At 43.8% G+C, this 22606-nt stretch carries 15 protein-coding genes; 8 read left to right on the top strand and 7 right to left on the bottom strand.

What is annotated here, in order from left to right:
* Positions 1–90: 90 nt before the first annotated feature.
* Positions 91–1557, bottom strand: a complete 1467-nt coding sequence (locus A3756_RS22370) for a glyceraldehyde-3-phosphate dehydrogenase (RefSeq protein ID WP_068506464.1) — start codon at positions 1555–1557, stop codon at positions 91–93.
* Positions 1558–1775: 218 nt separating this feature from the next.
* Between A3756_RS22370 and A3756_RS22365 the strand changes: the two genes are divergently transcribed.
* The 3 genes from A3756_RS22365 to A3756_RS22355 are packed head-to-tail and all read left to right on the top strand — an operon-like array spanning position 1776 to position 4933.
* Complete coding sequence (locus tag A3756_RS22365; RefSeq protein WP_068554696.1) at positions 1776–2549, top strand: PleD family two-component system response regulator; 774 nt, start codon at positions 1776–1778, stop codon at positions 2547–2549.
* Positions 2550–2567: 18 nt separating this feature from the next.
* Positions 2568–4229, top strand: coding sequence for a tetratricopeptide repeat-containing response regulator (locus tag A3756_RS22360; RefSeq protein WP_082865439.1), 1662 nt, complete (start codon positions 2568–2570; stop codon positions 4227–4229).
* Between the two features lie 14 nt (positions 4230–4243).
* Positions 4244–4933, top strand: a complete 690-nt coding sequence (locus A3756_RS22355; RefSeq protein WP_068506457.1) for a sensor histidine kinase KdpD — start codon at positions 4244–4246, stop codon at positions 4931–4933.
* Positions 4934–4963: 30 nt separating this feature from the next.
* On the opposite strand, the gene A3756_RS22350 is transcribed toward A3756_RS22355, so the two are convergent.
* The 6 genes from A3756_RS22350 to A3756_RS22325 form a co-directional block, all read right to left on the bottom strand.
* On the bottom strand, positions 4964–6964 hold the full coding sequence (locus tag A3756_RS22350) for an Ig-like domain-containing protein (RefSeq protein ID WP_068554694.1): 2001 nt from the start codon (positions 6962–6964) through the stop codon (positions 4964–4966).
* A gap of 209 nt (positions 6965–7173) precedes the next feature.
* Positions 7174–8238 (bottom strand): class II fructose-bisphosphate aldolase, encoded by a 1065-nt coding sequence (fba, locus tag A3756_RS22345; protein ID WP_068506450.1) that lies wholly within the window; start codon positions 8236–8238, stop codon positions 7174–7176.
* Positions 8239–8268: 30 nt separating this feature from the next.
* On the bottom strand, positions 8269–9432 hold the full coding sequence (locus A3756_RS22340) for a phosphoglycerate kinase (RefSeq protein WP_068554692.1): 1164 nt from the start codon (positions 9430–9432) through the stop codon (positions 8269–8271).
* A gap of 36 nt (positions 9433–9468) precedes the next feature.
* On the bottom strand, positions 9469–10500 hold the full coding sequence (locus A3756_RS22335; protein WP_068506446.1) for a type I glyceraldehyde-3-phosphate dehydrogenase: 1032 nt from the start codon (positions 10498–10500) through the stop codon (positions 9469–9471).
* Positions 10501–10544: 44 nt separating this feature from the next.
* Positions 10545–12539, bottom strand: a complete 1995-nt coding sequence (tkt, locus tag A3756_RS22330; protein ID WP_068554689.1) for a transketolase — start codon at positions 12537–12539, stop codon at positions 10545–10547.
* 93 nt (positions 12540–12632) lie between these two features.
* Entirely contained in the window at positions 12633–17501 is a 4869-nt protein-coding gene (locus tag A3756_RS22325) for an NAD-glutamate dehydrogenase (RefSeq protein WP_068554687.1), read from the bottom strand.
* Positions 17502–17650: 149 nt separating this feature from the next.
* Between A3756_RS22325 and A3756_RS22320 the strand changes: the two genes are divergently transcribed.
* The 5 genes from A3756_RS22320 to A3756_RS22300 all read left to right on the top strand — a co-directional run.
* Positions 17651–18613, top strand: a complete 963-nt coding sequence (locus A3756_RS22320) for a MoxR family ATPase (protein WP_068506438.1) — start codon at positions 17651–17653, stop codon at positions 18611–18613.
* 3 nt (positions 18614–18616) lie between these two features.
* Entirely contained in the window at positions 18617–19570 is a 954-nt protein-coding gene (locus tag A3756_RS22315) for a DUF58 domain-containing protein (protein ID WP_068506436.1), read from the top strand.
* A gap of 15 nt (positions 19571–19585) precedes the next feature.
* Positions 19586–20062: a DUF4381 domain-containing protein gene (locus A3756_RS22310; protein WP_068506434.1), complete on the top strand. Its 477-nt coding sequence runs from the start codon at positions 19586–19588 to the stop codon at positions 20060–20062.
* Positions 20055–21113: a VWA domain-containing protein gene (locus A3756_RS22305; protein ID WP_068506432.1), complete on the top strand. Its 1059-nt coding sequence runs from the start codon at positions 20055–20057 to the stop codon at positions 21111–21113. Before A3756_RS22310 ends, A3756_RS22305 begins: the two co-directional genes overlap by 8 nt.
* A partial coding sequence (locus tag A3756_RS22300; protein WP_068554685.1) for a VWA domain-containing protein occupies positions 21113–22606 on the top strand: 1494 nt, incomplete at its 3' end. The genes A3756_RS22305 and A3756_RS22300, both read left to right, overlap by 1 nt.

The raw sequence follows: 22606 nt of genomic DNA, 5'->3' as shown, positions 1-22606 counted from the left end.
AAGATAAGTAAAGTAGTAAAAGTCAGCTTATACAAGAAAGAAAATAAAGGCGCCAACTGAACAGTTAGCGCCTGAAGGAAATATTAGACTCTAGCTCTTAGGGAAGACAGGATATTCTATGCCAGCCATTTGGTTGGCAATACGCACAACCTGCGCACTATAACCAAACTCGTTATCGTACCAAACATAAAGAACCAAACGCTTACCGCTTACGATAGTTGCATTCGAATCTACAATACCAGCACGACGTGAACCAACAAAGTCAGTTGAAACAACTTCATCTGAAGTCAGATAATCAATCTGCTTAGCCAAATCAGAATGCAGGGAAATATTACGCAAATAAGCATTCACATCTTCAACAGATGTAGCTTTTTCGATATTCAGATTTAGAATAGCCATTGAGACATTCGGAGTTGGAACACGAATCGCATTACCCGTCAAACGACCTTCCATCTTTGGAAGTGCCTTTGAAACAGCTTTTGCGGCACCTGTTTCAGTAATAACCATATTCAACGGAGCGCTACGACCACGACGACTACCTTTGTGATAGTTATCAATCAAGTTCTGGTCATTTGTGTAAGAATGGACAGTCTCTACGTGGCCATCAATGACACCAAATTCATCATCAATCGCCTTAAGAACAGGCGTAATAGCATTAGTTGTACAAGATGCTGCAGACAAAATCTGATCATCGTTTGCGATATCACCGTTATTGATGCCATAAACGATATTCTTAATGTCACCCTTACCTGGCGCAGTTAGAAGCACCTTAGCAACGCCTTTAGACTCAAGATGTCTACCTAGACCAGCTTCATCTCTCCAGATACCGGTATTATCAATAACGATTGCATTATTGATTCCGTATTGCGTGTAGTCGACCTGATCCGGACCGCCAGAATAAATTACCTGGATAGCATTTCCGTTAGCGATCAATAGATTGTTTTCAGAATCGACCGTGATTGTACCTTCGAATGGGCCATGCACCGAGTCTCGACGAAGCAAGCTGGCGCGTTTCTCTAGATCGTTTTTAGCACCGCCATCGCGAACGACAATTGCACGTAAACGCAGATTATTTCCACCGCCCGCTTTCTCAATCAAAATACGCGCAAGTAAGCGACCGATTCGACCAAAACCGTACAACACGACATCTTTGGTATTTTCAGAAGCTGCTTTGCTAGCCTCTTCACTGTAGCCACCAACAACGTCGGATAACTCTGCTTTGACAAACTCTTCTAAACTAACATCATTGGTTTGTTCAGCAAAGCGAACGGCGAGCTTACCAACGTCAACACGAGCATGACCAAGCTCAAGCTCATCCATCACCTTTAATACCGCATAAGTATCGTGGACAGATAATTCTTTCTCTTCCACCTGGCGAACGAAACGATGTGACTTAAGAATTCCGATTACTGACTGGTTAATAACAGCACGACCATAGATGGACGTAACAATATTATTACGACGGTACAAACGACCAATTAATGGAATCATCGCCTCTGCAGTCGCTTCACGACTCTTCCAATCTGAAAAACAGTTATCAATCACTTCATTGCTCACGCTTAACACCTCTATTTGTTTATGCGTCAAATCAGGGCCGCTATTATCCAGATATATAGTTCAGCGTGCAACGCTTTGTGGTTAAATTAAGGCGTACACGTCTTAATCTGGGTCAATTAGCAACAAAATAGATTAAATATGCCGCACATATTTCCGTTATAAGTTAAAACAGCTAAAATCAATGAATAACAATCATAAGCCTATCAAGAGTAAAAAACGTGGCCGATACAAATGCGCTTGTCGTAGATGACTCATCTACTTCAAGAATGCTACTAACAAAAATTCTTAGAAAAATGGATATCCAATGCGAGCAAGCCTCATCGGGCGAGGAAGCACTATCTCAACTTGGATGGTTTCACCCGGACTTTATTTTTCTAGATCACTTAATGCCTGGTATGGATGGCTTTGACACTCTGAAAGCCATTAAGTCAAACCCAGACACACAAAACATTCCCGTCATTATGTACACCTCACAGCATGCTCATAAATATTATGAAGAAGCTCACGCCCTGGGCGCTGCAGGCGTTATATCCAAGCAAATTGATCGCGATAAGTTATATTTAATGATCAGTCGAATCTGCTTGAAGCCCAAAGATGACGATAAAGACGTCCCTACTGTCTACCAGGAAGTACAAAAAAACCTTGAAACCTCAATTGCCGACATGTCGAACAGCAAAGTTTTAGCGCGAGTATCGACATTAGAAACCGCATATGAAGAGCTTCACGAGGAAAATAGAAACCTAAAACTAGAACTCGCGCAATCTAAAGCTGATAGCGAGGAGCTTCGATTAAAGTCACAAAACTTTACTCCTTCTCAGATAGTCATCACACTATTTCTCGCACTAGCCTTGTTTGGCACAACGTTTACTTGGTTTACAACGCAGCGCATTGAATCAAACTTTGCCAGCACTCAGACTCGCCTTAACTTGATGGATGGATTGGTCGAGGAAATAATTGATTACCTTGAAAACAACTCGCCTTCTAATCAGTAGATATGGATATTGACGTACGTGGAAACTAAGACATCAAAGCAAAAACAGCCCGACCTCGATAAAATTTATCCACGACTTAAATTTTTGATCATTGACGATTTTGAAAGCTTCCGTTCATCGTTGCGCCTCATGCTATCGTCTTTTGGCGCTGTACATGTCGACATTGCCTATTCTGCCGAAGATGCCTTAGAAAAATGCCGCTTTAACTTCTATGACATAGTATTATGTGATTTCAACCTTGGTGCAGGCAAGAACGGCCAACAGGTTCTTGAAGCACTTCGCGTAAACAAGCGCCTCAAACACATCCATTTATTTGTTATGGTTACTGCAGAAACAGCTAAAGATGTTGTTCTCGGCGCACGCGAGTACCAACCCGACGCCTACATTGCAAAACCAATTACGCGCACAGTATTAGAGCAGCGCCTTGGTCAACTGGTAATGCAACAACGAGCACTAAAGCCTATAAATAAGGAACTTGATCTAGAGAACTACCCCAAGGCTATCAGCCAGTGCTTGGCACTAATCAATGATAAGTCACGATACTCTTCTTGGTGCCACCAAACATTGGGCCAACTTTACCTACAAATTGGCGACACACAAAGCGCAATCAGGCTGTATGAGTCAATTATCGCAAAGCGCGAAATACCGTGGGCATCGCTAGGGCTGGCGCAAGCTCAATTAGCAAATCAAGACTACTCACCTGCCCTGGAGAACTTTAAGGCGGCACTTAAACTTAACCCCTACATGGTTGAAGCATATGACGGTCTCGCAGCTTGCTACGAGAAACTGAATCAACCACAGAAAGCACAAGAATCACTTGAGTCAGCAGTTGAAATGTCGCCCAGAGTAATTCTACGTCATGAGAAACTAGGCAAGCTATGTCAAAAGAATCAAGACATTGAAAGCGCAACAGAGGCATACAGGAAAGCTATTCGATATGGCGAACACTCAATACATGAAAAAGCTGACAACTACCTAAACCTTGGCCGCTGCTTATCCGAAAGGTCATCGGGAGACCTTAGTGATTCTGGCAAAACACATGCGGACGAAGCGATACAAGTTCTAAACGAATTAACACATAAATTTTCGGCTGACGAACAGGCCTGCCTCAATGCAACGCTTATCGAGGCTCGAGTATTTAATGGTCAGAACAATGCCGAAGCAGCACAGGAAAAACTTCATCAAGCAGAGTGCATGATTGAAGAAGAGAAGCTCTCAGCGGAAATTGGCATCGAGCTAGCAAAGACACTCTACTCCTTAAACGAGCTTGAACGTGCCGAGAAACTCTTAATCACACTCGCTGAGCGATTCAGTAACGACCCCGAAGCGCTAGCGCAAATTGAAAGCCAGCTTGACGAACCCGAAAGCTTAGTGGCCAAAAAGCAAGCAAAACGCCTTAATAAATCAGGTATTGAGCAGTTTGAACAAGGCCAACTTGCACAAGCTGCTGAAGCATTCAAAGAAGCGCTCAAGCATACACCAAGACACGCAGCCTTGAATCTTAATCTAGCTCAAGTTGTAACGAAGCTATTTAAAGAAACTGCTGACCATAGCTTATTAAAGCTTGCAGAGCAGTCCCTTGAAAAAATAAACAACATACCCGAACAGCATAACCAATACCGAAGGCTTAAACACCTCGAGAAGCAAGTAGCAGAACTTCAATCCAAAAAACAAAATTGAACGAGTACAGTATCATGAGTAAAGACAAACAACCCGATTTCTCGATGATTATCGCATCAGCTGTCCACGACATGAAAAATTCGCTCAGCATGCTACTACACTCCGTAGATCAGATGTGCGAAGAACTGCCTGAAGAGTGGCAACAAAGAAACAATACGACTGTCGTAAAATATGAGGCTGAACGTGTAAATAGCTACCTTGTACAGCTACTTGGCTTATATCGCCTGCAGAATGAAATGCTATCATTACATATCGATGAGTGCTTTGTTCACGACATCCTGGACGAGCAATCCGCACACTATTCGCCAATGCTCAAAGATAAAAATATTGAACTCGAAATCACCTGTGATCCAAATATATCTTGGTATTTTGATAGGGAGGTAATTTTGGGCGTTCTTAATAACGCGCTAAATAATGCTTCACGCTATACCAAATCGATCATTGAAATCGTCGCCTACATCAAAGATGATGACCTGATTATAGAAATACATGATGATGGAATCGGTTATCCTGACGAGCTATTGCAAGCCTCACCAGGAGAAGTAATAAATAACATTAACTTTCAAACTGGCAGCACCAGCCTGGGAATATATTTTGCTGAAATGGTCACTAAACTTCACACACAAAATGACAAGCAAGGGTCTATCAAGTTATCAAATGGAGGCAGACACGGAGGGGGAGTCTTCACGGTAGCACTTCCCTAAATCAAATTACCAAGCCAGCCTAGATTTTTCTTACTCAATAGGTGGGAGGTATTCTTTAAACAGTGCGCTGCCAAGCGATGCACCGGTAACATCAGACAGCCCCCACACTGAAAGTATTCTGCCGTCACGTAGCAAGGCATTTTGCCTCAAGGTTAACACTTCGGCACCTGATGTCTCTTGAACAATCGTACTTTCACTCAGCCACACCTTAGACAACTTAGAATATTGTCTTGTATTGATTTTTGGGTGGAACGAAGTATTCTGAACCCAACTTAAGACACCGTTACCTTCATAGTCAAAGTTTAGTAAAGGGCTGGTAACCGGTCTCTCAGAACCAGATCCAGTAACTGGAATGTCTTCAGCAGTAGAAAAGCCAGAGCCGGGATGATAAGAACGAACTGTAAGACTGTTCACACCATCGTCGAACAGCATTGACCAAGCCACAAATAACTCGTTCAAATTATTGTGGGCCAGAGTAAACTCACTAACGCTTGCCGAGTCATCATATTCAATCTTTTTAGCATCTTCCCACTCTCCGCTAGCGTTACGATTAAGCATTAGATCATATCGACTTCCAGAAGATTGACGCCAAGCAACGTAGAGATCGCCATTATCAGAAATTGAGGGTTTAGGTTGAACCGCAAAGTGTGTTTCTGCACCAACAACATCAACAAACTGTGTTTCATCACTGCTCAGAGTTGCATCACTTGATACATTGAATCTTCTTGCTCTAACTCTGTCGAAGCCCGACACTTCCTGTGACCACACCACCACACCAAGACCTGAGGAACTAAGAGATAATTCAAGGTCTTGGGCGTCTCCCAAAACATCGGCTCCTGATACTGTATCAATATAAATTGGAGCGCCAAACCCCAAACCATTAAACCCGGTAATAAAATTAAAAGAAAGCAGCCTTACACGCTGAACACCGGCAGAGCTTTGTTGAATGAAACCACCAACAACCCCTCCAGAATCACTTAAGCTAAAACTGGTATTTCTAACCTCACCATCAACAGAAGACCCACTTAAAAGATCTCGTGGCCCGCTCCATGCATTCCCATCAAACATGTTAACCCATGCTGTCAGCTGTGCGTCAGGAGACCTTGGCTGAATCCATATAACGACCGCATGCCCCAGCTCATTAATAGCGATTTCTGGAGAGTAAACGCTACCAAGACCAGCACTATCCAACCTTAATGAGTTAACGCAGGAAGAATCAAGAGAGTCAGGATTCTTGCGGCAATGCCGTGAAGCAGACTCAGTTCCGGGTAGAACCCAGACTTCCTGATCCGCTAGATATTGACTTGCCCAAATCTGTGTCACACCTTCAACACTCTGCTTCCAAACCAATAAAGTAGTGCCACTTTGACTACTTTGGATAATCGGCTCAAAGCTGTCCCCTTGATGAAAGACTGCCTGTGTACCCTCTTCATTCAAGTACTTGAAATTAAGAGTTTCGGACTCGTGCCATACGCCAGACTCCGTCGTAAACGCGACCCTCTCCCCGCCTTCAAGAAAATTACGCTCATCCTCACTTGTTGACAAATCATCTTCCACTAAATCATGTACGTCTGATTCCACTTGAAGAGTATAAGTGTTATGTAAGGCAAAACGACCACTACTCAGCCCTAATGTTAACTCAGTAGCGTCAACATCAATCAATTTACCGCTTTCTTCATCTGGTACTTTTGACTCCCCAGGGACAGTACTGTGAGAAATATTTATTTCTCGCTCAACAGGCTCTGTAATTGAGTCAGGATCGAAACTACCAGAATAAATACCAACTCGATTATCAAGTAAAGAATCTATATTCATTTTCTCACTAAATAACACAGTTGGATTTAAGTCCACGCCGTAGCTTATCTCTTCAGAATCAGGAGTGATGCGAATAATAGTCGGTGCAGTAGTATCGGTGGCAGCTTCAGGCAGACTACGAGTACCATCGCTATCACAGGCAGAAAGGCCCGAAAGAAAAATAACAACCAGGAGTATTAGTTTATTTTTCCCGGCTCTTAGGTAGTGAGAGTGCATTTAAACTCCATATAAATACAATAGTAGAAATGAATCAGGCATTTATACCATGTACCAGATGAACGCTCTATGGTTTACTTCCAAGATTGTGCGACAAGTAACAGCTTCGCTTAGAAAATATTGGACAGTTTGAGTATAAAAGTTTTAATGAGGGCTTTTTTAAACGCAATGAGAAAAAAGGCCTGAATAAATTCAGGCCCTTACCAAGGTTAAGATATCTTCGGAGCCAAAGAACCGTCTTGGTACTGTGCAAACATTGAATCAAGACTTTGAGCCTTAATCTTATCAGCACGACCAGCTGTTCCGAACGCTTCGTATCGAGCAACTACAATTTCTTTCATCGCACTTACAGTTTCTTTTAGATACTTTCTAGGGTCGAATTCTGCTGGATTCTGTGCCATAAAGCGACGCACAGCACCAGTAGAAGCCAGACGTAGATCGGTATCAATATTTACCTTACGAACGCCATATTTTATGCCCTCTACAATCTGCTCTACAGGGACACCATAGGTTTCAGGAATTTCGCCGCCGTACTCGTTAATAACAGCAAGCCATTCTTGAGGTACAGAGGATGAACCATGCATTACTAGGTGCGTACCAGGAATACGTTCATTTATCGCTTTAATACGGTCAATAGCCAAAATATCACCAGTAGGTGGACGCGTGAACTTATACGCGCCATGGCTTGTACCACATGCAATCGCTAACGCATCAACACCAGTTTGCTTAACAAAATCTGCTGCCTCTTCTGGATCAGTTAACATCTGATCGTGACTAAGTGTACCTTCAGCACCAACACCATCTTCTTCACCTGCCTGGCCAGTTTCTAAAGACCCCAAACAGCCAAGCTCACCTTCAACAGAAACACCGCAAGCATGCGCCATTTCAACAGTGCGCTTTGTGACGTCAACGTTATATTCGTAGCTGGAAGGTGTTTTGCCATCGTCCATCAGCGAACCATCCATCATCACTGAAGAAAACCCAAGTTGAATCGAGCGCTGGCAAACTGCTGGAGAAGTACCGTGGTCCTGATGCATACAAACAGGAATGTGCGGGAATTCTTCGATAGCCGCCAAAATAAGATGACGCAAAAAAGGTGCTCCGGCATATTTACGAGCACCGGCTGAAGCCTGCACTATCACAGGACTATTTGTTTGATCAGCTGCTTCCATAATAGCGCGCATCTGCTCAAGGTTATTTACGTTAAACGCTGGAACTCCGTAGTCATACTCTGCAGCATGATCAAGTAGTTGTCGCATACTAATTAATGCCATGATTATCTCCGGTTAAAACATGGATTGAATTTATGAGCTTGCGCGCTCTGTTAACATTGCTACTGCAGGTAAAGTCTTACCTTCTACAAATTCTAAAAAGGCACCGCCACCCGTAGAAATATACGAAACCTTATCTGCGATTTCATACTTATCGACAGCAGCCAAGGTGTCGCCACCACCTGCTATTGAGAATGCATCACTATCAGCGATGGCTAATGATAGCGCTTTAGTGCCCGCACCAAACTGGTCGAACTCAAACACGCCTACTGGCCCATTCCAAATTATCGTACCCGCACTTTTCAGTATTTCCGCCAAGCTCTCAGAGGTTGCCGGGCCGATATCAAAAATCATATCGCCTTCATCTACCTCATCAGAATTTTTCGTTGTCGCAACTGCAGACTCTGAAAACTCACTACCAACCACGACGTCTGTAGGCAATGGGATATGAGTCTTTTCGCTAAGAGCTTTAGCCTTGGAAATTAAATCTTCTTCGCACAAAGACTTACCAACAGCCTTGCCATCAGCAGCTAAAAAGGTATTAGCAATACCGCCACCGACAATTAGCTGGTCAACAATATCAGAAAGTGACTCAAGCACTGTTAATTTAGTGGAGACTTTGGAACCACCAACAATAGCAACTAAAGGTCGCTTAGGTTCTTTTAATGCTTTTCCTAAAGCATCCAGCTCAGCAGCAAGCAAAGGGCCTGCGCAGGCAACAGGGGCAAATTTGCCGACACCATGCGTAGATGCTTGTGCGCGATGAGCGGTTCCGAAAGCATCCATCACATAAATATCACAAAGCTTTGCATAGGCCTTTGACAAAGCCTCATCATCTTTCTTTTCACCAACGTTAAATCTAACATTTTCAAATAACACAACGTCGCCGTCATTCAGACCGTCTGTATCCTGCCAATCTTTTAGTACTGGAATATCTTTACCGAGCAGATCGGACATATGACTAGCAACGGGCGCCAGTGAAAAAGCCTCATCATACTCACCCTCAGTTGGTCGACCCAAATGAGACATAAGCATTACTTTAGCGCCGGCTTCCATAGCATGCTTGATTGTAGGCAATGACGCTCGAATACGTGCATCACTCGTTACCTTTCCATTTTTAACTGGAACATTCAAATCTTCGCGAATCAAAACCCTCTTTCCTTTAAGGTCGAGATCCATCATTTTAAGAACAGACATATAATCTCCCATATAACATTGCGGCCCTGCAAAAAGTCACTTTGCAAGCCAATATCTAGCAACATCGAGCATACGGTTTGCGTATGCCCATTCATTATCAAACCAAGTCAAAACCTTGATCAAACGTCCGCCACTCACTCTTGTCTGGCTACCATCAACAATTGTTGAGTGAGTATCACCAACAAAGTCACTCGACGCTAACGGCTCTTCGGTGTAGTGGAAAATACCAAATTTATCGGCACCAGCCTTTTCGGCTAACAATGCGTTCACATCATTAGTATTAACGGCCATATCTACATACAACGATAACTCTATCGCTGAAACATTAATCGTAGGGACTCGCATAGCAGTCGCAGTTAATTTACCTTTCAAGTCAGGCAAAATACGCTCAACACCTTTCGCCAAACCTGTGTCGACGGGAACCACATTGTTCATCGAGCTTCGAGTACGCCTAAGATCCTGATGATGATAGGCATCGATCGTTGGCTGATCATTCATAGCGGAGTGAATAGTGGTAAGCGAACCAGCTACAATACCGAAGCGTTCATCTATAGCACTCAATACTGGCACAACAGCATTACTAGTACATGACGCACACGAGGCGATTATGTCGCCACTATCTAAGCCAAAATGATTTACACCATAGATCACTGTCTTATCGAAGCTTTCATCACCTGGTTGAGAAACAAGCACGCGCCCGGCACCAGACTCCAAATGACCGGAAACCTGCTTAAGAGAACTAAAGCGACCAGTACACTCCATGACTAAATCTATACCCAGATCCTCCCAAGGAAGCATGCTAGGTTGCGAAAAACGTGTTAAGGCAATTAGGTCGTTCCCGACAACCATCTTCGAGTCACCCTGGACATCAACTGAAAGCGGGAATCTACCAAATGTCGTGTCGTACCGGGTCAAATAAGCAATCGTATCAGCATCTGCAAGCTCATTAATAGCGACAAACTTTATCGAATCGTCACCAACAGAACGGCCTTTCGACCGTTCATAGCTAGCACGCAACAAAGACTGCCCAATACGACCATAGCCATTAATTGCGACACGATAAGTCATTCTGAGCGTCCGATACCTTCAAGGCTCACTATCAGGTCGTGCATTTATAGCAAATCTTCGGCAACATTTAGGATGTTATCAACAGTGAAGCCGAACTCCTCAAACAACTGTCCTGCAGGTGCAGACTCGCCAAAACTATTCATGCCGATCACTCGTCCGTCAATACCCACATACTTGTACCAGTAATCGGCGATCGCTGCCTCAATAGCAATACGCGCAGGAACCTCAAGAGGTAAAACAGACAGGCGATATTCGATATCTTGCTGATCAAAAACATCAGTACAAGGCATAGAAACAACTCGGACATTAACTTCACGCTTAGTAAGTTCGTCTGCAGCAGCAACTGCCAATCCTACTTCAGAACCTGTAGCGATCAGAATCAACTCTGGCAAGCCTTCACAGTCTTTCAAGATGTAACCACCACGCTCAATATTTGCAACTTGCTCTTTACTTCGCTCTTGGTGAACTAGGTTTTGCCGCGAGAAAATCAATGAGGATGGGCCATCGGCACGCTCAAGGGAATGCTTCCACGACACGGCTGACTCAACCGTATCACAAGGCCTCCAGCAGTTCATGTTAGGCGTTAGACGCAAACTTGAAATCTGCTCGACCGGCTGATGAGTTGGGCCATCTTCGCCCAGACCAATAGAATCATGTGTAAATACATAGATAGCACGCTGCTTCATGAGTGCAGACATACGTACAGCATTGCGTGCGTATTCCATAAAGATTAAGAAAGTAGCACCGTAAGGAACAAATCCGCCGTGTAAGGCGATGCCATTCATAATCGCAGCCATACCGAATTCACGAACGCCGTAATAAATATAGTTACCGGCCGCATCATTAGCTTCCAAGCCCTTACAGCCACTCCATAAAGTCAGGTTAGACGCAGCAAGATCAGCAGAGCCCCCCATTAATTCAGGAAGCATTGGACCAAACTGGTTCAAGGAATTCTGGGATGCCTTTCGGCTGGCAATCGTTGCACCATCTTCTTGCAACTGATTAATGTATTGATCTGCTTGTTTAGCAAAATCTTCTGGAAGCTCACCAGCTAAACGACGATTGAATTCGCTAGCAAGTTCTGGATATACCTCTGCGTATGCATCAAAACGAGCAGACCAATCTTTCTCAGCCTTGGAACCAGCTTCACGAGCATTCCAGCCATTATATATATCTTCGGGAATTTCAAAAGCACCATGAGCCCAGCCTAAGCGCTCACGAGTTGCAGCAATTTCATCATCACCCAACGGAGCACCGTGACAATCTTCTTTACCTTCTTTATTTGGCGAACCAAAACCTATTACTGTTTTACAGCAAATAATAGTTGGCTGAGTAGTATTACTTTTAGCTTCTTTAATGGCCGCCTCGATGGCATCAGCATCATGACCATCTACATTAGGAATAACTTGCCAGTTATAAGACTCGAAGCGCTTAGGTGTATCGTCAGAGAACCAACCTTCGACTTCACCGTCTATTGAAATGCCGTTATCATCATAAAAAAGTACCAATTTACCCAAGCCAAGCGTACCTGCTAAAGAACACACTTCGTGGGAAATACCTTCCATCAAACAGCCATCACCAGCAAATGTATAGGTGTAATGATCAACGATATTATGACCTTCACGGTTAAATTGCGCAGCAAGTGACTTTTCGGCTATCGCCATACCCACCGCATTAGAAATACCTTGACCAAGAGGGCCAGTGGTAGTTTCAACTCCGGGTGTGTATCCGTATTCAGGGTGACCTGGCGTTTTAGAATGTAGCTGTCGGAAGTTTTTAAGATCTTCAATACCCAGATCATAACCGCTTAAGTGCAGCAAAGAATAGATAAGCATTGAACCGTGGCCGTTGGACAATATAAATCGATCGCGATTTGGCCAAGACGGGTTCTGAGGGGTATGCTGTAAGTGGCCGTTCCATAACACTTCAGCAATATCAGCCATTCCCATTGGCGCGCCAGGATGGCCAGACTTTGCTTTTTGAACTGCATCCATACTTAACGCACGAATGGCATTTGCTAGTTCACGACGTGACGGCATTAAATTTCTCCCGAAAGATGATCTAAAAAAGCCGCCATTCTCGCTTAAATTACCCTATTGAGCAAATAAAACTTGAACAATAGGGTAATAATATTATGAAGCCTGGGAGGCCGAGTGAACCGTACTCTGGGCAAGGTCCAGCAACTCTCGCAACGCAACTGAATACATTGAAAACTCTGCATCTTCGGTAGCTTTGAATTCAGTGAGCATCTGACGCCATCGCGCCACAAGCTCATCATGCTGCTCCATCCATAAATCGACACGTTTATTTATGTCTTTCGGGGCATCATTCAACTTCAACAAACCGACAGTTAAAGCACGCTGCTGCCAGTCTAGATCTTCTCTGAAAGCTTCACGCGCTAGTGCTTGCCAGTGAGTTAAAGGCGTAAGTGCGTTAATTTGGTAGGAGAACCAAGTTAGCTCTAAGCGATTGCCCAGTAAGTAGTAAATTTTGGCAACCTGATCCAGAGAGCCATCACCCTCTTCCTGCGCCTCTATAATCCCAAGCGCAGAATACAAATGACTGGCCCCAGCGACAATACCTGCGAGCTTTTCCGGCACACCTTGCTCGACCAGGCTATCAAACTTATCTTGCCATAACTGGGCAGATGCGCCAGTCAGGTAACTTGGTAACGATTTAGCAATCTTGGCTATACCAGTTTTGAAACGGTCCATATTCTCAGTAACGTTTAATTCACTGCGACGATTTCTGATCAGCCAGCGACATGCTCTGCGCATTAAACTCATTAACTCAGCCATCATACTGTACTGGAGGTCACTGGAAATAAGGTAATCAAGATCCTCTATTTGCCCCCAAATATTTTCAAGGTCAAATACATCACGCGCGATAATATAAGCCAAAGCAACTGAAGAGGAGCTTGCACCTGTTGATTGCTTTAACCGCTCAACGAATGTAATCCCCATATGATTGACCATATCGTTAGCAACCTGCGTTGATATGATCTCTCTTCTTAAGCGATGATCATGAAGTTGAGCACCGTATTTCTTGACTATCTGTTGTGGGAAGGCGACCTCAATTTCATCACTCAAGTGGTCATCATCAGGAAGGTTCGAGTTAATAAGCTCTTCTTTAAGGTCACCTTTTACATAGGAGATAAGTACTGATAACTCGGGTCTTGTTAGCCCCATATCTAGAGACTTTCGCTCAGTGATATCGTCATCACAAGGCAGGAACTCAAGTTCACGATTCAGCTTTCCTGATGCTTCCATTGCATTGATCAGACGTCGATACTCTTCCATTCTTGGCATCGCATCTTTAAGCGCTATACTAATTGCTTGTGTTTGACGGTAGTTATTTTTTAAAACGAGATCAGACACGCTATCCGTCATGTCTGCTAACAGTTTATTTCTTTGCTTCTCAGTTAAGTCTCCATTCAGCAATATATCATTCAAGAGGATCTTTATATTCACTTCATGATCTGAGCAGTCTACGCCAGCCGCGTTATCGATAAAGTCTGTATTTAATTGCCCGCCACTCTGAGCATACTCAATACGAGAAAGCTGGGTCATACCCAAATTTCCGCCCTCACCGACTACTTTGGCTTTTAGCTCTTTACCGGTGATACGTAATACATCATTAGCCTTATCACCCACATCCGCGTGAGTTTCCTTGCTCGACATAATATAGGTGCCAATGCCGCCAAACCAAAGCAGGTCAACCTCTGCCTTTAGTATTCGATTTATCAAATCATTTGGAGCCAGGCGCGTTTCCTTTGTACCGATAAAGTCCTGCATTTGCTTCGAAAGTTCAATAGACTTAGAGGAACGTGAATAAATACCGCCACCTTCAGAAATCAGTTCTTTGTTATAGTCATCCCAGGTAGAGCCCTGCAGTTCAAACAAGCGCTTTCTCTCTGAAAAGCTTGTTGAAGGGTCCGGATCAGGATCAAAGAAAATGTGCATATGGTTAAATGCCGCTACTAGCTTGGTATGCTTGGATAGCAGCATGCCATTTCCGAAAACATCGCCTGCCATATCACCGATACCAATTGCAGTGAATGGCGTTGTTTGCGTATTAAGACCTAGCTCTCTGAAATGGCGCTGAACTGATACCCAAGCGCCTTTTGCAGTGATCCCCATTTTCTTGTGGTCGTAGCCGTGACTACCACCCGAAGCAAAGGCATCACCAAGCCAATGCCCCTTCTCCAAAGATATCTCATTCGCAATATCAGAGAAGGTTGCTGTGCCTTTATCCGCGGCAACTACGAGGTAATAATCGTCATCATCATGACATACGACTTCGGTCGGCTTAACCACTTCACCATTAACCAGGTTATCGGTTACATTAAGCATTCCGGTAATAAAGGTTTGGTAACACGCAATCCCTTCAGCGATGAAGCCTTTCCGGTCGCTTGGAAAATTCTTAGCAACGAAGCCGCCCTTCGCACCAACCGGAACGATAACAGCATTCTTAACTTGCTGAGCCTTAACCAAGCCTAAAACTTCAGTGCGATAATCTTCATAACGATCAGACCAACGCAAGCCACCACGAGCAACCTTCCCCCCACGCAAATGAACCCCTTCAACCCTGGGCGAATAAACAAATATCTCATACATTGGAACGGGCAAAGGAACGTTTGGAATTAAACGCGGCTGCAACTTATACGAAATATAACTTTTATCCGCACCACCGCTATCGTGCTGATAGAAGTTTGTACGCATCGTTGCTTTGATCAAATCAAGATATAAACGCAGAATCTTGTCTTCGGTCAGGTTATGTACATTGTTTAGCGCCTTGTAAAAGTTTTCTTCTATCTTATCTAGCAGCTTTAGATTCTTTGCAGATAAAGCGTTTGCACCGGGTTTAAAACGGTGTTCAAAATAGTCGCTAAGCAAGGCCGTGATTTCTACGTTTGACACCACCGTATTAGAAATAAACTCTTGAGAGTTGCTAACGCGAATCTGTTGCATATAACGGGAGTAAGATCGTAGCATAGCGATTTGACGCCAATTCATATAGGCACTGATTATTAACCTATTAAATCGGTCATTCTCTGCGTCTCCCTGCCACACTTTGATAAATAGCTCTTCGAAATTATCACGAATCTTCGAAATATCAATTGGCTTCTGATCGCTTGTCGTCAACATAAAATCATGTAACCACACCGTAGCTCCTTCACGATCAATACTTTCGTAAGGGTTCTCACCGATAACTCTCAGCCCCATATTTTCGAAGATAGGCATGACATCAGACAATGGGATCGGTTGATCAGCATGAAAAAGCTTAAAGTGAACGACTTTTTCATTTTCTTCTATCGTTCGATAAAAACTCATACCAATCGTATTTTCAGTTTTTACCTTTTCTATATTCTCGATATCGACCGCAGCTCTTCGAGGCGAAAACTCTTCTCGATAACTTGATGAAAAAGCGGATCTATAACGGTTGATATAAGTATTTGCTTTCTCTTCGCCGTAAGCATCAAACAAAGATTGCTCTAGATCGTCTTCCCAAGACTGAGCTACAGCAACAATTTTCTCTTCAATGTCAGCAACGTTAAACGCACTTCGGTCAAAATGTTCAACACGCAAGTTAATATGGGTTCGCGCAAGCACTGACTCAGATATAAATGTATTAAAGTCAGTATCAGCAGCACCTAAACTATCTTGTAAAATTCGCTGAATTTTAAGGCGAATATCCGTGCTATAGATTTCTCTTGGGACATAAGCCAAACATGAGACAAACTGGCTAAAAATATCCTCTCTTATAAATAGCCTTGTCTGCTTTCGCTCCTGTATATAAAGGGTTCCCATAATAACGTCGAGCAACTCATCCTTATCAATCTGGAACAGATCCTCCCGTGGAAAAACTATCAGAGACTGCAGAAGCTCCTTGCCCCGATAGTCCCGTATATTTAAACCCGAGTTTTCAGAAACGTAGCTGATTTTATTCCGCAACAAAGGAATGTTTGCAGGCGATTCAGAATACATTTTTGCGGTGTATAGGCCAATAAAACAACAGATACCGGCTAAATTGCCATCTTTATCAAAACGCTTTACACCAACACACTCTGGATAAACAGGTCGATGAACGGAGGACCGCTGAGAAGCCTTTGAGAAAAAGAACAAATTGCTACCGAAAATTTGTTGCTTAGAGGCTTTTGGCAACTTGTTCAGTTCTGACTTTTCGATAAAATCTACAAAGCGATGAACCAGCCCCAGGCCGCTTCCTTTAACGAGGTCGAAACTTTCACTTCTTCCCTCTTTCTTTAGGTCATAATCTACACAACCCAAGAAGATGAAGCGTTCATCCCCCATCCAGCGTAAAAACTCGCGCCCCTCTTCAATGTCTTCAGGCGCAATAGTTTTATAATTCTTTTCGGTTAGGTTTTCTATCAAGCTCTGTTTCTTGGTAAGCATATTTTCATAGTCGCCAACCATCGTTGAAACGTCTGACATCACTTCATTGATAGCCTTTAGCAAAGACTTCTGAGACGCTGAATCGCTATGCCGATCTATCTCGATAAATATAAGCGCTTCATCATTGCAGGTTGATTCTTTTGCGGCGGCACCACTTTTAAGGGATTCAATATCACCATTTTTTGCTCGTTCGCAACGGATATTTGCATACTGAATACTATGAATTTTGACCATGCGATTAGAAAGGATTAGCCTGATCGAATCGACAATAAACGGCATGTTTTCTTGAAGCACCACGAGTACAGTATGGGGTGACTGCCAATTATGGTCTTCAAGGTTCGGGTTAAAAACCTCAATTTTCGCCTTTGTACCTTTGTGCGATGAAGAAAACTTCCATGCCGACATAACAAGGCCGAGCATATCCGAGACTCTACGGCCTTCGAATTCCTCTATAAACGTGCTTGCGAAAAGCTGGTCGACAAACTGGGTAACCAACGCTCCCTGTTTGACACCTAACTTATCCTTAACAGAGTCTTTAATCTGGGAAATGAATTTTTTCTTACTTGTGGTATCAATAACCTTCATTATTATTTTCCGCCATTTCAATCAACAAAGCTCACAACTTACATTAGTTAAATGAATAATAGTTCATTGACAGGAAATTGCTTATTAATCATCTATCTATTAAGTTTAATCTTCGATTTTTTTAGAAATATTATCTAGGTTATTGCACTATGAGCGCACATGCAGCATTTGATCAATTAAATACAGCTCTCAGCAAACGAATTCTTGGCCAGGCACATTTGGTCGAGCGATTGCTAATTGCCCTTTTGGCAGATGGCCACTTACTAGTTGAAGGCGCGCCCGGGCTTGCAAAAACAAAGGCAATCAAAGAACTTTCCGATCGAATTGAAGGCAACTTTCAACGCATCCAGTTCACACCTGATCTACTCCCTTCCGATGTAACCGGCACAGAAATATATCGTGCCGAGAAAGGAGAGTTTGAATTTCAAAAAGGCCCAATATTTCATAATTTAATACTAGCTGACGAAATTAACCGTGCCCCCGCAAAAGTTCAATCTGCACTACTAGAAGCAATGGCCGAGCGACAAGTAAGCGTTGGCAAACAAACCTTCCCGCTTGATAGTTTATTCTTAGTAATGGCCACGCAAAACCCAATCGAACAAGAAGGCACCTACCCCCTGCCCGAAGCGCAGTTAGATCGTTTTTTAATGCACGTAAAGATCGACTACCCCAACCTTGAGTCCGAAAAGGAAATATTGCGACTAGCCAGAAGCGAGCACGATGACACGCCATTGAACGAAGAGGTATTAGAACTTGCTCAGTCTGAGATCTTCCAAGCCAGGAAAGAGATGTCTGCAATCCATATGAGCGAAGCTGTAGAGGAATATCTTGTCCACCTTACGATTGCGACGCGTCAACCTACACAATACGGTGAAGACCTGGGTCGCTGGATCGATTTCGGCGCCAGTCCACGCGCAACAATTTCCCTAGATCGCTGCGCACGTGCTTATGCATGGTTAAATGGCAAAGATTTCGTTAGCCCTGACGATATTCGCGCCGTACTTCACGACGTCTTTCGTCATCGCATTATCATCAGCTTTGAAGCTGAAGCAGACGGTATAACAGCCGATCATGTGATCAATGAACTAATTCACCGCGTTCCTGTAGCATAATCAATGCCTGTTACTAATTCAGACTCAATTCCCAACCTCGACCAGGGGCCTTATACTTCGGTGCAGGCGCTTGCGCGTTTACGTTGGCAGGCAAAAAATCTAAAACTCAGAAAAGCAAAAGCTATTTCGCGCCCCCAAAGCGGTTCACACCTATCCAAATTCCGCGGTCGAGGCATGGAGTTCGCAGAAGTTCGTGTATATCAGCCTGGTGACGACGTTCGGAGTATCGATTGGCGCGTTACAGCACGGCGCCAGACGCCTCACACTAAACTATTTAACGAAGAACGCGAACGCCCACTCCTAGTTATTTGTGATCAGAGTAAAAGCCAGTTTTTCGGTAGCAAACATAGCTTCAAGTCCGTTAGAGCTGCCGAAGCTGCTGCCTTGTTCGCATGGTCTGCACTCGACCACAATGACCGCGTTGGAGGCATAGTATTCTCTGACATTGCACATCACGAAGTAAAGCCAGCGCGTAGTCGCAAGTCAGTAATGCAATACATTAATTTTCTTAGTCAGTTTAACCAAGCCTTGAATATAGAAGATAGCAAAATTCCCCCTTCTTTCTCGCTTGATAAGGCACTAATAGAAGCGGTCAGACTTGCAAAGCCAGGTACGCTTATCGTTATCATCAGCGACTTTTTACACTTTAATCAGGAAACTGAAAAAGCACTTAAGGCCCTTAGTAGGCACAATGAGTTACTCTTCATTCGTAGCTATGACCCTCTAGAGGAAGAGCTTCCTCCACCAGGCTTACACCCTGTATCTGATGGCCAACAAACTCTGCTCATCAACTCAAACTCGGCACAAGTTCGATCCGACTACAGCGCCTGGGCGACTCAACACAAAAACCAGTTAGAAGAAATGAGCAAACGTTTTAAATCCTTATTAATAAATCTGTCTACACATCAGGAAACTAGCCACTGTCTCCAAGAAATTCTGCGCAATTACAGCAGATAGTGACTCAATAACACCATGAACCCATCATCGCCATTAGACCAACTAAAAGATATCCACCCTCCCGTGGATATCACCTGGTGGCCGCTAGCTTTTGGCTGGTGGGCTTTAATTGTTATTTCGGTCATCGCTATTGCGCTTGGTCTTACTTTTTTCATAAGACATAGACAACGGAATGCCTGGCGCAGGGTAGCCTTACTTGAACTTAAAGCAATAACCCACAACTCAAAAAGTTGGGATAACTTCGAGCTAGCTACCGAAATAAACATACTCCTAAAGCGATGCCTTGCCGGGAACTCAAGCTCTACTGCACACCTTAGCGACACCGCTGACAAATGGGGCGATACTCTCAACACAACGCAAAACAAAGTAATACTGCCGAGCGACTTACTAGACATCCTCTGTCACGAGATTTACCAACGGAATTGCCCTCGTATAAATACCGAGCAATTGATGCTAATCGAAAAATGGATTCGAGGCCTACGTCATGCTTGATAATCTCTTAGAAGCACTTAACTTTGGGCTAGTTTGGCCTCTTGCGCTATTACTTTTGCCAATTCCTTTGCTCATCCCTCGGCGAGCAAATCAAAGCACCACAAACTATAGAGCGCCGCAGCTTCCACTCTATGAAACAGTAAAAGCACTGAAACTGTCACGTGCACCAGAAGGAAAAACCCATAGCAAACTAAGTAAATACCTACTGGCTTTTGCGTGGTGTTTTCTAATAGTTGCAGCCTCCAGGCCTACTTACTACGGAGAAAAAGTAAACCTCCCGCTAAGTGGAAGAGACTTGATGCTGGCAATCGATATATCACCAAGCATGAAAGAAACAGACCTTAAATTAGATGATGAGTTTGTATCTCGCTTGGACGTTGTCAAAAATGTTGTCTCTTCCTTCGTTACGCAAAGAAAAGGTGACCGCATCGGCTTAATACTGTTTGGCTCTGAGCCCTATATCCAATCGCCGCTTTCATTCGACACAAAAACGGTCAACACACTACTGCAAGAGGCTTACTTAGGTATGGCAGGTAAAGCAACGGCTATCGGCGATGCTATCGGTCTTGGTGTTAAACGCCTAAGGGAAAGACCGAAAGATAGCCGCGTTCTCATATTACTTAGCGACGGCGCGAATACCGCTGGCGAGATCCCCCCCGAAAAAGCTGCACAGTTAGCAGCTCAAGAAGACATCATTATTTATACGATTGGTATTGGTGCCGACGAGCTTTACCGACGAAGCTTTTTTGGCACTCAAAAGGTCAACCCCTCAGCTGATCTGGACGAAGACATGCTAAATGCAATTGCCGAAGTCACTGACGGCAAGTATTTTAGGGCCCGAAACACTGAAGAATTAAACGCGATATACCAGCTCATCAATGAGCTTGAACCAATCGAACAAGACAGCAGAAGCTATCGGCCCACTAAATCTTTGCTTGTATATTTCCTGTCAATAAGCCTGTGTTTTTATCTGGCCGCTTTAGTTGTGAGTTATGCATCTAGCTCACGCTTTACCACTTTCTTCTCTTCCCTAAGAGGAGACAAGCAATAGTGAATCTAGATTTACTCGCCAATTTTCATTTTTTACGTCCATTTTGGCTAACTTGCTTGCTAGCACTGCCTTTTGTCTGGCTTATCCTGCGGCAGTTTAATCAACGAAGCGGAGATTGGAGCCGAAGCATCGACCCTGAGCTTTTGAAGCATTTAACTCCTGCATCCAGTGATAATGAATCAGGCAAAAAAAACTGGCCGCCAATTTTGTTGTTATTGCTAGCCATTATTGGGCTTTCTGGCCCGAGCTGGGAACAAAAACCTAGGCCCGTTGCACAACTACAAGACGATATGGTAGTCATTCTTGACCTATCCGTATCAATGCTTGCCACCGATGTAAAACCCAGCAGACTCGTTAGAGCAAAGCAGAAACTTCACGACCTGCTAGCACTGCGCACAGAAGGAAACACCTCACTTATCGTATTTTCTGGGGATAGTCATATCGTTACACCCTTAACAGATGACATAAATACAATCAAAGCCAGCCTTGAAGCACTTGACCCTTTTATTATGCCGGTTATCGGAAGCAGACCAGATAATGCCGTGAACCAAGCAATTGAGCTATTCAAACAAAACAACTCACGATCAGGTCGCGTTATCCTGATTGCAGACAGTAGCACGCAAGAGCAAAATGAACGTATTTCAGATGCCTTGAGTAGCAAGAATATCCATCTAGATGTTCTTGCAGTAGGTACCAAAGAAGGCGGGCCGATAGATATACCCGGAAAAGGATATTTTAAAAGCCAGGGCGAGATCGTCATCCCACAGACTCCTTTCAAACTATTGGACAGTCTTGCAGGGGTAAATCGCGGCAAGATGGTTAAAATGTCCCTAGATGATCACGACCTAGAGGCGCTTGATATCACGGGTGAACGACTGAGAAAAGCAAAAGCGAACAATACTGACAAGCAAGAAAGTTTTCGTACCTTTGATGCCTGGGAAGATGCCGGTTATTTGCTGTTATTCTTAATAATACCTTTTGCGCTTTTTGCGTATCGACAAAACACACTTCTAGCGCTGTTTATTTCGATATCGCTTATTTCTTTACCAGAAACCTCACACGCCCTTGAAGCAAGAGACTTGTTTAAGACCCAAGACCAGCAAGCTCAAGAGCTAATGAAGCAACAGTCCTACACTGAGGCTGCCGAGAAATTTGAATCCATAGAACATAAGGCAGCCGCTCATTATCGCGCTGGAAATTACGAGCAAGCTGCGAAGTTATACGAAACACTCCCCTCACAGGATGCTTTGTACAACTTGGGGAACAGTCTGGCAAGGAACCAAAAATTCCAGGAAGCACTCGATGCTTACGAGCAAGTATTGAAGCAAAACCCGGATCATCAAGACGCAAAATCAAACAAAGAACTAATAGAGAAACTTCAACAGGAAAACGAGCAGAAACAAAACAGTGACCAGGAGAACCAGGAGAACCAGGAGAACCAGGAGAACCAGGAGAACCAGGAGAACCAGGAGAACCAGGAGAACCAGGAGAAC

Source organism: Oleiphilus sp. HI0086, from assembly GCF_001635225.1.
Note: the sequence above shows the minus strand (reverse complement) of the source record. Positions and strands in the feature narration are given on the sequence as shown.